The sequence below is a fragment of the Paenibacillus residui genome (assembly GCF_042677205.1).
Classification (GTDB): Bacteria; Bacillota; Bacilli; order Paenibacillales; family NBRC-103111; genus Paenibacillus_L; species Paenibacillus_L residui.
In genome coordinates this window covers 36712-49259 of sequence record NZ_JBHTIU010000089.1, presented here as the reverse complement: position 1 = coordinate 49259, position 12548 = coordinate 36712, and the positions used below count along the sequence as shown (strand labels likewise).

The following is a 12548-nucleotide window of genomic DNA, read 5'->3' as shown; positions in this document are numbered from 1 at the left end:
TGCTGCTAAGAGAAGCAGTAAATCAATGGGTACACAGTACCTTATGGAGGTTGTTTGGTTATGTCGACCGTTGTAGTTGTCGGAACCCAGTGGGGGGACGAAGGTAAAGGGAAAATAACCGACTTCCTGGCTGAATCGGCTGAAGTGGTGGCAAGATACCAGGGAGGTAACAATGCCGGCCACACGATTCTTATCAACGGAAAGAAGTATAAGCTGCACTTGATTCCTTCCGGAATTTTCTATAGTGATAAAGTCTGTGTGATCGGCAACGGAATGGTGATTAATCCGGCTGCATTGATTGAGGAAATTCAGTACATTCATGACAATGGATTTACGACCGATAATTTGAAAATAAGCGACCGGGCTCATCTGATTATGCCTTATCATCTGCTGCTTGACGAATTAGAGGAAGAGCGCAAAGGGCCGAACAAAATCGGCACCACCCGCAAAGGAATTGGACCTTGCTATATGGATAAGGCCGGGAGGAACGGCATCCGGATTGCGGATCTGATGGATCGGCAGCAGTTCGAGACCAAGCTGCGCCGGCTGGTGAAGGAGAAGAACGATGTTATCGAGCGCGTGTACGGACGCCAAGGTCTGGACGCAGATTCGATTCTCAAGGAATATCTCGAGTATGCGGAAGTGATCAGACTTTATGTGGCGGATACTTCCGTTGTGCTGAACGACGCTATTGATTTGAACAAGAAGGTGCTTTTTGAAGGGGCGCAGGGGGTTATGCTGGACCTGGATCAAGGCACCTATCCTTTCGTGACGTCGTCTAATCCGACGGCCGGCGGGGTGTGCATCGGCTCCGGTGTCGGCCCTACGAGAATCAACCAAGTCATTGGTGTGGCCAAGTCTTATACGACGCGGGTTGGAGACGGTCCGTTTCCGACGGAGCTCCACGATGCAATCGGGGATCAAATTCGCGAAACCGGCAATGAATACGGGACGACAACCGGCCGTCCGCGCCGTGTCGGCTGGTTCGACAGCGTTGTAGTGCGGCATGCGAGAAGGGTAAGCGGGCTTACCGGGCTGTCGCTCAATTCGCTGGACGTGCTGAGCGGGTTGGATACGGTAAAGATCTGTACCGCCTATAAGTACCGCGGGGAGCTTCTGGAGACTTATCCGGCGAATTTGAACATGCTGGCAGAGTGCGAGGCGGTCTACGAAGAGCTGCCGGGGTGGCAGGAAGACATTTCGCAGGCCCGTTCACTGGACGATCTTCCGGCCAATGCCAGAAGATATGCGGAGAGAATCTCGGAATTAACCGGAGTTCCGCTCGTTATTTTCTCGGTGGGACGCAATCGGGAGCAGACGAATTTGGTCCGTCCCATTTATAGATAGGGATATTATGAGGGAAAAACTCCGAATGCGCCGGCATTCGGGGTTTTTTAGTATAGGAGTTATAACTTCCGCAAAGTGAAAACCGGTCCGAAGGTTTGATGTGACTGGCGAAATATAAGGCTGGGCATAGATATTCCCGTGGAGAAACCATCGCTTTCTAGGAGGAAAGATGATTTAACTGTATTTTATGTAGGTAGATTCAAGCAAATGGATGGATTTTCAAGGTAGAATAGAGTTGAATTGCTTCAATAGTATGAAATTTGAAAACTAAATGGATTTCATACAGTTAGATTTCTATATTCGGAAGAAATATGGAAACTAACTGGAAAACCTACAGTTAGTTTGCGCCAAAACAGCCGTTTCGCCTAAAGTTGCCCATTTTAACTGTAGTTTATCCAGTTAGTTTGATCATTTTCGCCCATTCGCTTGAATCTACCTGTACAAAATCCAGTTAGACGTGCCGCTCCGCGGTAGCAACGATGCCTGCAGACGGTAAAATAGACGGATTTTCAAGATAGACGTTCAAGTAAAAGGCTCCGCTAGGAGCTTTTTTTACCACATAGGAATCTTTAAGTTCTTTACAGCGTTAATACGATGTAAAAAAGATTTCTATTGGCATAAAAAGCTACCTTAAATACCGGGTTATTCATCTTCGAGAAGGCTCCGTTAGGGGCTTTTTTTATAGTTTCGGGTTATATCCGTTTCCGTTCCGTCAATACTGGAAAGTAGGCACACCGGATGGATAGGAGGAACCAACCATGACCAAATTTATTGTCCATTTAAGCCGTACCCTGTTGATTGCGGCTATCGCTTCGGGATTTACGTTGTACTTTACTTGGACGATTGTTCATACTTATGTCGATAAGCTGATCTCTCACTTCAACATTCCCATAGAAGGCTCGTTCGTGACGTTTTCCGATTTGATCGGCAGTGTCGCGGGAGACTTCGAGTCTATGACACAAGGAGGAGACACCCGTAAGGAAGCTGGCCAGAAGCCGCCGGCAGAGGAAACGGAGGGTTCCGATCTCTCAACTCCGGATTCCCAGGAGTCCTCAACGGACGCCGTGCCCGTATTCGGCCAAAGCGGGAGCGGGCTGGGACAGCAGTCGAACGCCGGCAAAAGCGAAGTCATCATCTCTCCCGATGATTTATCTTCGAAGAAGGATCAATTGAATGAGGAAGACAAGAAAAAGATTTTTGCCTATATGGCGAGCTTGCCCGCTGAGGACTTGCAGACCATATCGGCTATGATGGAAGGGGGAATTACGGAGGAGGAAATGTCGGAAATTAAAAAAATTGTCGAAAAAACATTAAAGCCGGAAGAATATAGTCAACTAATGGAGATATTACAGAAGTATTGACACCCTGCATATAAGAGGAAACGGGCATGATTTCGCTAATTCCGACACGTTCTGATCCAGCAGGTTGAAAAAAAGCAGCGACCTGTGGTACAGTGTAAAAGAACTATTTTCCTTTAACCTGGTACGTAAGGCTATTTGGTTACAAAATGGTTAAAGTTAATTCAGGACTTAAGAGGAGAGAATCATGACAGTTTCCAAGATGAAAAATTGGATCAAGGAGAAATGGGCCAACGTGCAACAGGTCGGCTCGAAGATCCGATTCAAGAGCTTGACTGGCAAGATCGATGCCATCTTGAGCAATAAGAAATCGAATTCCACAGCTGCGCTTGAGCCAGCTTCTCAAACTATAGCGAAATCATATCCGTCTTCTACAGAAAATACTGCGATGCAGCGGCCAGTCGGTCTTATGTCCCGCATACGGGATTATCGGATTCAAATTGCCAAGGGTGTTGGGGCTTTCGGACTATTGGCGGGAATCACCGTCGGGGGCAATTATTACGTTCAAATGAATACGCTGGACGTATATGATGTCTATATGAAAGACGTTCAAGTCGGAACCGTGAGCGATCCTCAGCTAGTCGAGGATCTGAAGCTGGAGAAATACAAGAAACTGGAGCAGAATTCCCAGGATGTTCACATGGTTCTTAATACAAACGACATAACATTACGGCATGAAAGGGCTTTCAAGAAACCCTTTGACAACGAGGAAACTCTCCGCAAGCTGGATGAGCTGTTGGTTCCCGAAGCGGTAGGGGTTCAAGTGAAGGTAGATGGCGATCCGGTGGCGATCGTCAAGGATAAGGATACGGCGGAAGAGGTCCTTCAGCGAATTATGAGCAAGTATACGGGAGAGCAGAAGAAGGAATCCGGTGAAGTCACCGCTCTCTCTGCCGAACCGGAGGACAGCGACTTGGCTCCGGGGCAAAGCGAGCTTCAGGAGGCGTCCTTCCTGCAGAATGTTGATCTGGTTACGATGAAGGTCGAGCCGGAACAAGTGATGAACCCCGACGAAGTGCAGGCAACGTTAGAAACGGGCAATGCCACTCCGACGATGTATACAGTGGTCAAGGGAGATTGTGTCTCCTGTATTGCACACCGATTCAAGATTTCCCAGGATGTTATTTATGAGAATAACCCTTGGATTGTGAACGACCGGATAACGGAAGGCGACGTTCTTAATTTGACGGTTCTGGAGCCGAAGCTTTCGGTCAAGACCGTGGAGAAGCTGGTCGAGCAGCAAGAAGTACAGTATGATACCGAGGTTATTACCGATGATGAGATGAAGCTGGGAGAAGTCGAAACGATTACGCCCGGCGTTAACGGAATGAAGCTAGTCACCTTCAGCATTACGAAAGTCAACGGACAGATGCGGGAGGAAGAGATCATTAACGAAGAGATGATCAGTGAGCCGGTCAAGGCAGTGGTCAAGAAGGGAACCAAGGTTATTCTTGGGGAAGGCACCGGAAATTTTGCTTGGCCTGTTGTTTCTCCGAATGTGTCGAGCGGATTCGGCAAGCGTTGGGGTAAGCTACATAAAGGGATAGACATTACTTCCAGCAAGAAAAATATTCTCGCTGCAGATAACGGAACCGTCGAAGCTGCGGGCTACAAATACGATTACGGCAATTATGTGATTATTGATCATAAGAATGGGTACAAAACATTATACGGCCATATGAGCAAGATTGACGTATCGGCCGGCGATATCGTGGAGAAAGGCGAGAAGATCGGGTATATGGGCAGTACCGGCGACTCTACCGGGGTCCATCTGCATTTCGAAATTATTAATAACGGGACGGTAGAGAACCCGATCAAATATCTTAACCAATAATTACTAGGATCGGAATAGGCAGGCACGGACTAAACGAGTTCGCTGTTCTGCCTATTTTTTGTTAAAATATAAGAAAGTTGCTTACTCCGTTCTTATTTTCATCGAGAACCTGCACGTCCTTGAACGAGGGACGGCGATAGCCGTTTATCCTTGGAATAGGAGATAAAACGAGGAACAGTAGAAGGCTGCACCGGCAGCTTCTTCCGTCCCAAGATTCACCGGATTTCTAAATGTCGATAGAAAGTATGAGGTGAGTATCGTTGTTTGGAAAAATTTTGGTAGTGGATGACGAACAACCGATTGCCGATATACTGAAATTTAATTTGGAGAAGGAAGGCTACGAGGTAATCTGTGCCTATGACGGGGGAACCGCCGTAGAACTGGCTATGACAGAGAACCCGGATTTGATACTGCTCGATCTGATGCTGCCCGTTAAGGATGGCATGGATGTGTGCCGGGAAGTCCGCAACAGGAAGGACACCCCGATCATTATGCTGACAGCCAAGGATACGGAGCTGGATAAAGTGCTGGGGCTGGAGATGGGGGCGGACGATTATGTCACGAAGCCGTTCGGAACCCGGGAGCTTCTGGCCAGAGTCAAGGCTCACCTGCGGCGGCAGGCCAAGAATGAGCCTGAGAAGCAGGGAACGTCCGATCAGGAAGGAATACGCATACACAGACTGCTAATCGATAACGACATGTATGTCGTGTATAAAGACGGTATGCCGCTGGATTTGACCCATCGGGAATTCGAGCTGATTCAATATATGGCGCGGAATACGGGGAAGGTCATGACCCGCGAGCATTTGCTTCAGGCGGTGTGGGGGTATGACTACTATGGGGATGTCCGCACCGTGGATGTCACGATTCGCAGGCTGCGTGAGAAGATAGAAGACGAGCCCAGCCGTCCGGAATATATTACGACGAGAAGAGGATTAGGCTACGTAATGAGGAACCCTAAAGCAGGGGGACTGTAAATGATAGGAATCCGGTTCTTCCGAACGATTCAGATGAAGCTGATCATCATCTATGTACTGCTAATCTTATTCGCCATGCAGTTGATCGGCATCTATTTCATCAAGGCGATGGAAACCTCATTCATGAATAACTTCTCGGAATCTCTGAATTACCAGGCCATGCTGTTGTCCGATCTGGTGAAGCCCGTTCTGCTGGACAACCAGGAGAATGCCGATTCCGGAACGAAGCCGGAAGACGGTAAGACGATTAACGACCGGCTGAACCAAACGGTCAATAACTGGTACAAGGTAAGCAACGTGGAGATTCAGATCATCAACTCCAACGGAACCGTCATCAGCGCATCGGACCAGTATCCCCGTTCCATCATCGGGCAGAAGAATACCCAGCAGGTCGTCAGCCGCGCCCTGCAGAATATTAAGGACAAAGATAATGAGCGGATCCTGACGGATGTGGACGGGAAACGGAAGAAAGTGATCGCCATGCCCGTCAGCGAGGAAAACAAGGTCATCGGAGCGGTCTATATTGTCTCTTCCATGGAAGATATCTTCGACACGATCAACCGGATCAAGCAGATTTTCATGTCCGGTATTTTAATTGCGCTCGCCATGACGATTCTTCTCGGAATTATTCTGGCCCACACGATTACGAGCCCGATTAAAGAAATCACCCGGCAGGTGTCGTCCGTTGCCCGGGGGAACTTCGACCACCAGGTCAAAATATGGAGCCACGACGAGATCGGCCAGTTGAGCCGTGCCTTCAACGATATGACGAATCGTCTGAAGGAAGCGCTGTCCGTGAATGAAGAAGAGAAGGAGAAGCTGGCCTCCGTCTTGACGAGCATGAGTGACGGAGTCGTGGCTACAGACGAGCAGGACCGGGTGATCGTCATCAATCGCCGGGCGAGAGAAATGCTTCAGCTGAACAACCAGCCGGCGGACGGCAAGGATTTATACGAACTGCTGGGACTTCCCAAGCAGCTGGCACTTCCCGGCGCGCGTGGCGAGGAGGTTACCCATCTGATCGAGATTCACCCTCAGGAGTCGGAAGAGAGCCGTAAGGTAAGAGCAACCTTCACTTCGGTTCACAGCCGGGAGAAGGGGACGACCGGAACGATTGTCGTGCTCCATGACGTGACGGAGCAGGAGGAGCTGGAGCAGTCCCGCCGGGAGTTCGTCGCCAACGTATCTCATGAGTTAAGGACGCCGCTGACCACGCTCAAGAGCTACCTGGAGGCTTTGGATGACGGGGCTATAGACGAACCGCAGTTGGCCAGGAAATTCGTAGGGGTGACCCGTAATGAAGCAGAGCGGATGATCCGGCTCGTTACGGATCTGCTTCACCTGTCCAGGCTCGATTCCAACCAGGCGATGCTCAAGAAGGAGCAGGTCCATGTGACGGAAATGCTGGATGAAGTGGCTGACCGGTTCTCGTTCCAGCTGCGGCAGCGCAGTATCGCCATCCAGATTATTATCGGTGATAATACGTCACCGATCTGGCTGGATCGGGACAAGATCGATCAGGTACTGGATAACCTCGTCTCCAACGCGATTAAATATACGGGAGACGGCGGCCAAATTCGGATTATGGCCGAACGGCTGCCGAATGATATGCTCGAAATTAAAATTCAGGATACGGGAATAGGCATTCCGAAGAAGGATTTGTCGCGGATCTTCGAGCGTTTCTACCGGGTAGATAAAGCAAGATCGCGTAATATGGGAGGGACAGGCCTGGGGCTGTCCATTGCCCGGGAAATTATTAAAGCCCATGGCGGTGCGATTGCGATAGATTCGGAATTTAATGTAGGAACGACGGTGTCTTTCACTCTTCCCTATATGGAGGAAGGAAGCGGGACTAATCATGATGGAAAAAGCTAAAACCGTTGCGCTGGTTGTTCTTGTCGCCGCTAGCCTGGTCCAAAGCTATTTGCTGGCCTACAGCTCACCGAATTACGAACCGATCAATCAGATGGAATATGTCGATTCGGGGCTGGATGGCCCGCCGGCCGCTTTGGCCGATCTCATTCTTCCCGAACAGATGATCATCCATTTCGGAAACAAGCAGCATACGGTACTTCCATACGGACATCAATTTTATAATATGGTGTACTCGGATTTGCTGAAACAGCGTTCTTTCGAAAACTTGCGCCGCACGAATCTTCCGGCTTCCTATCTGGACTGGGATTTGATTCGGGACACAAGGCCGGGTATCGAAATCCGCTTCAAGGAAGCCGTGCCGGTCGGGACTTTGAAGAGCATTATGAAAATCAAGGAAGATTTTACGGTGGAGGATGTAGGGATATCCAAAATCTGGATATATGAATCTAAGGAAGAAGTAAAGACGTACTTTCTGAGTGATTCCCCCGAAATCGTCTACGAGGCGGTTCAATCGGACTTAACGGTCAAAGAGCTGGAAAATAAAATAGGCCTCGGGGCTCATCTTCCCGCTTACTATCCGGACAGCAGACATGACTATTATCTTCCGGCAGTCGATTTGCAGATGGTTCAATATAAGGTGCCCTTCAATATTTTCACAGAGGATCAGCTTAAACGCAGTCTGTTTCCCGACCCGGGAATGGCCCGCTTCCTCTTCGAGCGGGATGGGGCGCAGATTTATACAGACGGCAAGAGAGGGCTTCAGGTCCGCAATGGGGATCATTGGTTTAGTTATTCGGACCCGGTCTCGGTACCGGTAGAAAGCAGAGCGGAAACGAAAGAAAATTTGACGAACGCGGTGAAGTTCATTAACCGTCACGGGGGATGGAACAGCGACTATTTATTCAGCCGGGTAAGTCCGAATTATGCCTTCGGGCCGCAAACGTTCGAATTCAGACAGTATGTCGGGGGTTATCCGGTGATGAATACGGAGCAGAGCAGCTTCGGGTACATCAAGATCGTCATGCAAAAAGGGGTTATATCCAACTACGAACGGTCAATGATCAACATGGATATCGGATTGGCGGAGAAGAGCGCGTACCGTCTGCCTGGCGGAGATGCGTTGGCCACAATGCTGGAACAGAGCGGTCTAAATCCGGTGGCGGTCTACCCGGCGTACCAGGCCACTCTCGGAGATGAGAAGATCCATCTGGTCCCCCAGTGGGCCGTAGAGCTGCAGGACGGCACTTACCGGTTCCTCAAGGAGCCGATGAGCGAGGAACTGGCCGGGAGCTAGAGAAATGAACCGGTGAAATGCCCGGAGAAGCATTTTCAAGGGTTATGAAGTATGGGGAAAGCTCTCTGAAAGGTTGCTCAAGAGAAGGGTCCGCGCAGAGATTTGGCTATTGCAAGCTTTAGGTTAAGTCAAGGGGAGGGACACTTCGGTTGGGCAGCCAAGGAATGCCCTGTGCGGCAGGAATGGACATAAGAACAGCAATCGATGGTAACAACGGTAATCAAACAGAAGGACTTGACGAGGACCGGGCACGGCCGGACGAGGCGGACTAAATTAGGCGTTGGACAAGGAGCGTGAGGCCATGGATTGGGGAAGGGCGAAAACGATTCTGATTCTATCTTTTCTCTTTCTGAACATTATGCTCGGATATCAACTGTGGACGACCCGCTGGGGTCAGACGGGCACCGAATCCGACACGGCTTTCATTATTGAGGAGACGAGCAAGCTTCTTGCCAGCAAAAATATTCAATTGAAGGTAGAGGAGGTCCCCAAGGATGCTCCCAAGCTGAAGAGCTTTACCGTCCAATTCGACGAAGCTTCCCGCAATGCCGAGAAGATTCCGCTAGACAGCCCGCTTAAATGGTCCAGTCCGTTCAGCAAGAACCTGGCCAGGGAATTAACCAGCCGATCGTCCGTAAGGTATGCCGATCAGTATGCTTTCGATCCGGTGCGCAGCGGCAACGGAGTGTATGTCTTTAATCAACTGGTGGATAAAATACCGTTGTTTGACGTGACTTTGCAATTATATGAGGAGAACGGGCAAATTACAGGTTACAAACAAGCCTATGTTGAAGTACAATCAGGAGGAGAGCAGCAAGAACAGAAGGTGATCTCGGCTTATACGGCGATTCGCAGCCTGGCGGAGAACTATCTTCCGGAAGGAACCGTTATTGTCGATGTGAAGCTGGGGTATCACGGGCCGAACTTCGATTCGGAGACCCAGTATATGCTGCCCTTCTGGAGGATTACTCCGGAGGAGGGCAACCCTTACTACGTTCAAGCATATAACGGGGAAGTAGAGGAAAGTCGGGATACTAAGAAAAGTCCCTAATGAAGCTATTTTCGAAGGATAAACCGGTATTAAAGGAAGCTTTGCATTCCAGATTTACATTGATATTTCGGGATTTTAGACGGGGTTGAATTTTACGAAAATTTGCGAGTAACAGCCCTGAAGTATAAGCTTGGCTAACTGCTAGGCTTATACATATATGATATATGCAACAGAACTGACGAAAGAATGAGCTTCACGTCGGATAACGGCAAGGAATAGGAGTTTTGACATGGGATTGCGTTTTAGTGTATTGGCAAGCGGTTCGACAGGGAATTCGATGGTCGTGACGAACGGGGAAACCAAGCTGCTGGTGGATGCGGGACTAAGTGCCAAGAAAGTTGAGCAGCTGCTGGAAGAACGGAACGTGTCGGGCGAAGAGCTGGATGCGATTCTTGTCACACATGAGCACTCCGATCATATCAAAGGGCTGGGAGCACTGGCCCGGAAATATGATTTGCCCATATATGCGAATGAGAAAACATGGGAGGCTCTGAACAAGCAGATTGGGGAAATCGCTGAAGCCAATGTGAAGGTTATGGATACCGGAAGCATGATCGAGTTCGATTCCATTCAAGTGGAGTCCTACGCGATTTCCCATGACGCGGCGGAGCCGGTGGGCTACTGCTTCTATGAAGGAGACAAGAAGCTTAGTCTCGCCACCGATCTGGGATATATGAGCAGCAAGGTCAAGGAGCAGGTGCTGGATTCCGACGTGCTCATTCTGGAATCGAATCATGATGTCGAAATGCTGCGAATGGGCAAATACCCCTGGAATATCAAGAGGCGGATCTTAAGCGATATAGGCCACCTGTCGAATGAAGCCGCGGGCGATGCGCTCAGCGAGATTCTTGGGGGCAAGACGAAGAGGGTGTACCTGGCGCATCTGAGCCAGAATCATAATCTGATGGATCTGGCGCGAATGACGGTGGAGAATATTTTGGAACAGAATGACATAACCCTAAACGATGGGCGGCTTACTCTAAAGGATACTTACTTTGATCGTCCAACGGAATGGGATAGTCTGGATGAGGAATAACCGGGTCCAGCTTCCGGGCCATCGTTTCGATTTCTTCACGGGTGATCACTTTCTTATCAATCAGCAGCTCGATAATGGCGCTCAGCACAAGAGTTTGCCGATAGTGATCTTCCTTAAGGTCGGCGAGCTTGCCGATCAAATCGATTTCTTTAAAATGCAGATTCATAACCGGTACCACCTTTCTAGCAATCTATGATTTTGCTGCGGCTACTATTATTGTAGGCTTCAAAGTGCCGAAACATTCCACCCCAGTATAAAAATGATTCGGAAATCAAGCGGGAAAGAGGGGAAACGATGAGCTTGTTCAATGACGAATTCTATTCCACCAAGGTGTCAAGGTGGGCAAGGAAAGGCCCCGAACGCCGCCGTTGGTGGCACAACAGGACTGCCCTGCTGCTGGTTCTGTCCGCCATAGCGGGTTCACTCGTTACCTTCTTCCTGATGTCAATTATTTCACATGGGGAGGGGACCCCTGCGACCGCTTCGGTTCCTCTTGAGGTTATTGATGTCAGCCGGGTCAAGGCCGTAGATAAAGTCAGTCCGACCGTCGTCAGCATCATCAGCTCGATCAAGGATAAGGACGGAGGCAAGGTACGCGGGATTGGAATGGGTTCGGGAGTCATTTTCCGGAAGGATGGCGACCGGGCGCTAGTCGTAACGAATAATCATGTGCTGGAGGAAGCGACCTCGTTCGAGGTGGTGCTGCCTACCGGGGAGCATAAGCAGGCCACAGTGGTTGGTGCGGATTATTTGGCCGATCTGGCCGTCCTGGAGATCGACGCCAGTGGAATCAAGACAGTGGCGGAATTCGGGAATTCGGATAAATTGAAGTCGGGCCAAACGGCCATCGCCATCGGGAATCCCCTCGGCGGGCTGTCTCAGACAGTCACCGCAGGAATTATCAGTTGGCCGAAGAGGACGATCCCGGTCTATCCCGGGCATGATGGCGAGTATGAATGGGAGCTGGACATGATTCAGACGGATGCGGCTATTAATCAAGGGAACAGCGGCGGAGCTCTGGTTGATCTGGACGGGAAAGTGATCGGGATTAACAGCTTGAAGGTGGCGGATACCGGAGTGGAAGGACTCGGATTCGCGATTCCGATCAATGAGGTGAAGGCGGTGCTGGATGAACTGATCGAGCATGGCAAGGTGCTTCGTCCGTTCATAGGGGTATCTACGGTCAATCTGACTTCCTTCAAGAGCGGGCTGGAATTGCTGAAGCTGCCCGACGATGTGAAGACCGGCGCGATAATCCTGGAGGTTTACGGGCCAGCCGCGGAGGCAGGTTTGTCAACAAATGACGTTATAGTCCAATTGGATAACCAGCCTGTCCATGGTACTCTGTCTCTGCGCAAATATTTGTACCAGAACAAGAAAATTGGCGAGAAAATAACGATTACGTACTATCGGGACGGAAAGAAAGAGACCGTTACGCTAACGCTCGCAGAGAATGACGAGTCGTGACGAACTTGAGAGAATATAGGTGAGAACATAGCTATGTATGTCGTTTGTAAGGAGCATCTGGAAATCGCAATCGATCGATTCGTCGACGAATATGAAGAGGCGCCGGACCTATACGCGCTATCGGAAGTCAGCTTCAAAGAATGGGACCCTCCACATCTGTGCGAGGAGAAGGGCTGCAAGCACGAGGCTCTTTTCTTGGTGATTTAGAAGTTCGGACGACCAACCATGTAGTTTCGGCGCTGCATGCATGGAGGTTCGCCGGACGACAAATTTTGCAGTACAGAGAGAGGCTGAATCCGGTGTTCTATT

The 12548-nt window shown here is 49.8% G+C and carries 12 protein-coding genes; 11 read left to right on the top strand and 1 reads right to left on the bottom strand.

The features are described from left to right. Nucleotides 1-60: 60 nt before the first annotated feature. The 9 genes from ACFQ03_RS21920 to ACFQ03_RS21880 all read left to right on the top strand — a co-directional run bounded on the left by ACFQ03_RS21920 (nt 61) and on the right by ACFQ03_RS21880 (nt 10772). Nucleotides 61-1347: an adenylosuccinate synthase gene (locus tag ACFQ03_RS21920; RefSeq protein WP_379290983.1), complete on the top strand. Its 1287-nt coding sequence runs from the start codon at nt 61-63 to the stop codon at nt 1345-1347. A gap of 758 nt (nt 1348-2105) precedes the next feature. Next, nucleotides 2106-2708 carry a hypothetical protein gene (locus tag ACFQ03_RS21915; protein WP_150960430.1) on the top strand — a complete coding sequence of 201 codons (603 nt, stop codon included), beginning with the start codon at nt 2106-2108 and terminating at the stop codon, nt 2706-2708. Nucleotides 2709-2892: 184 nt separating this feature from the next. Next, nucleotides 2893-4539 carry a M23 family metallopeptidase gene (locus tag ACFQ03_RS21910; protein WP_144937030.1) on the top strand — a complete coding sequence of 549 codons (1647 nt, stop codon included), beginning with the start codon at nt 2893-2895 and terminating at the stop codon, nt 4537-4539. A gap of 260 nt (nt 4540-4799) precedes the next feature. Continuing rightward, nucleotides 4800-5516, top strand: a complete 717-nt coding sequence (gene yycF, locus ACFQ03_RS21905) for a response regulator YycF (RefSeq protein WP_150960431.1) — start codon at nt 4800-4802, stop codon at nt 5514-5516. After that, complete coding sequence (gene walK / locus ACFQ03_RS21900) at nt 5517-7391, top strand: cell wall metabolism sensor histidine kinase WalK (protein ID WP_144937024.1); 1875 nt, start codon at nt 5517-5519, stop codon at nt 7389-7391. After that, on the top strand, nt 7375-8685 hold the full coding sequence (locus tag ACFQ03_RS21895) for a YycH family regulatory protein (protein WP_379290979.1): 1311 nt from the start codon (nt 7375-7377) through the stop codon (nt 8683-8685). Before walK ends, ACFQ03_RS21895 begins: the two co-directional genes overlap by 17 nt. Before the next feature lie 149 nt (nt 8686-8834). Continuing rightward, entirely contained in the window at nt 8835-8957 is a 123-nt protein-coding gene (locus ACFQ03_RS21890; protein WP_379290977.1) for a hypothetical protein, read from the top strand. A 29-nt stretch (nt 8958-8986) separates the two neighbouring features. Beyond that, nucleotides 8987-9736: a two-component system regulatory protein YycI gene (yycI, locus tag ACFQ03_RS21885; protein WP_144937019.1), complete on the top strand. Its 750-nt coding sequence runs from the start codon at nt 8987-8989 to the stop codon at nt 9734-9736. 229 nt (nt 9737-9965) lie between these two features. After that, nucleotides 9966-10772 carry an MBL fold metallo-hydrolase gene (locus ACFQ03_RS21880; protein WP_379290975.1) on the top strand — a complete coding sequence of 269 codons (807 nt, stop codon included), beginning with the start codon at nt 9966-9968 and terminating at the stop codon, nt 10770-10772. Here ACFQ03_RS21880 and ACFQ03_RS21875 read toward each other — a convergent pair. Beyond that, complete coding sequence (locus ACFQ03_RS21875) at nt 10711-10938, bottom strand: hypothetical protein (protein WP_144937013.1); 228 nt, start codon at nt 10936-10938, stop codon at nt 10711-10713. The genes ACFQ03_RS21880 and ACFQ03_RS21875 overlap by 62 nt on opposite strands. Before the next feature lie 128 nt (nt 10939-11066). Here ACFQ03_RS21875 and ACFQ03_RS21870 point away from each other — a divergent pair, with 128 nt between their 5' ends. Further along, nucleotides 11067-12239 (top strand): S1C family serine protease, encoded by a 1173-nt coding sequence (locus tag ACFQ03_RS21870; RefSeq protein WP_144937011.1) that lies wholly within the window; start codon nt 11067-11069, stop codon nt 12237-12239. A gap of 33 nt (nt 12240-12272) precedes the next feature. After that, complete coding sequence (locus tag ACFQ03_RS21865; protein WP_144937008.1) at nt 12273-12446, top strand: CxxH/CxxC protein; 174 nt, start codon at nt 12273-12275, stop codon at nt 12444-12446. The last annotated feature ends 102 nt before the right edge of the window (nt 12447-12548 follow it).

Coding starts and splice junctions, on each gene's coding strand:
- ACFQ03_RS21895 (WP_379290979.1), top strand. CDS start 7,375: ATGATGGAAAAAGCTAAAACCGTTGCGCTGGTTGTTCTTGTCGCCGCT.
- ACFQ03_RS21915 (WP_150960430.1), top strand. CDS start 2,106: ATGACCAAATTTATTGTCCATTTAAGCCGTACCCTGTTGATTGCGGCT.
- ACFQ03_RS21875 (WP_144937013.1), bottom strand. CDS start 10,938: ATGAATCTGCATTTTAAAGAAATCGATTTGATCGGCAAGCTCGCCGAC.
- walK (WP_144937024.1), top strand. CDS start 5,517: ATGATAGGAATCCGGTTCTTCCGAACGATTCAGATGAAGCTGATCATC.
- yycI (WP_144937019.1), top strand. CDS start 8,987: ATGGATTGGGGAAGGGCGAAAACGATTCTGATTCTATCTTTTCTCTTT.
- ACFQ03_RS21865 (WP_144937008.1), top strand. CDS start 12,273: ATGTATGTCGTTTGTAAGGAGCATCTGGAAATCGCAATCGATCGATTC.
- ACFQ03_RS21920 (WP_379290983.1), top strand. CDS start 61: ATGTCGACCGTTGTAGTTGTCGGAACCCAGTGGGGGGACGAAGGTAAA.
- ACFQ03_RS21910 (WP_144937030.1), top strand. CDS start 2,893: ATGACAGTTTCCAAGATGAAAAATTGGATCAAGGAGAAATGGGCCAAC.
- ACFQ03_RS21870 (WP_144937011.1), top strand. CDS start 11,067: ATGAGCTTGTTCAATGACGAATTCTATTCCACCAAGGTGTCAAGGTGG.
- ACFQ03_RS21880 (WP_379290975.1), top strand. CDS start 9,966: ATGGGATTGCGTTTTAGTGTATTGGCAAGCGGTTCGACAGGGAATTCG.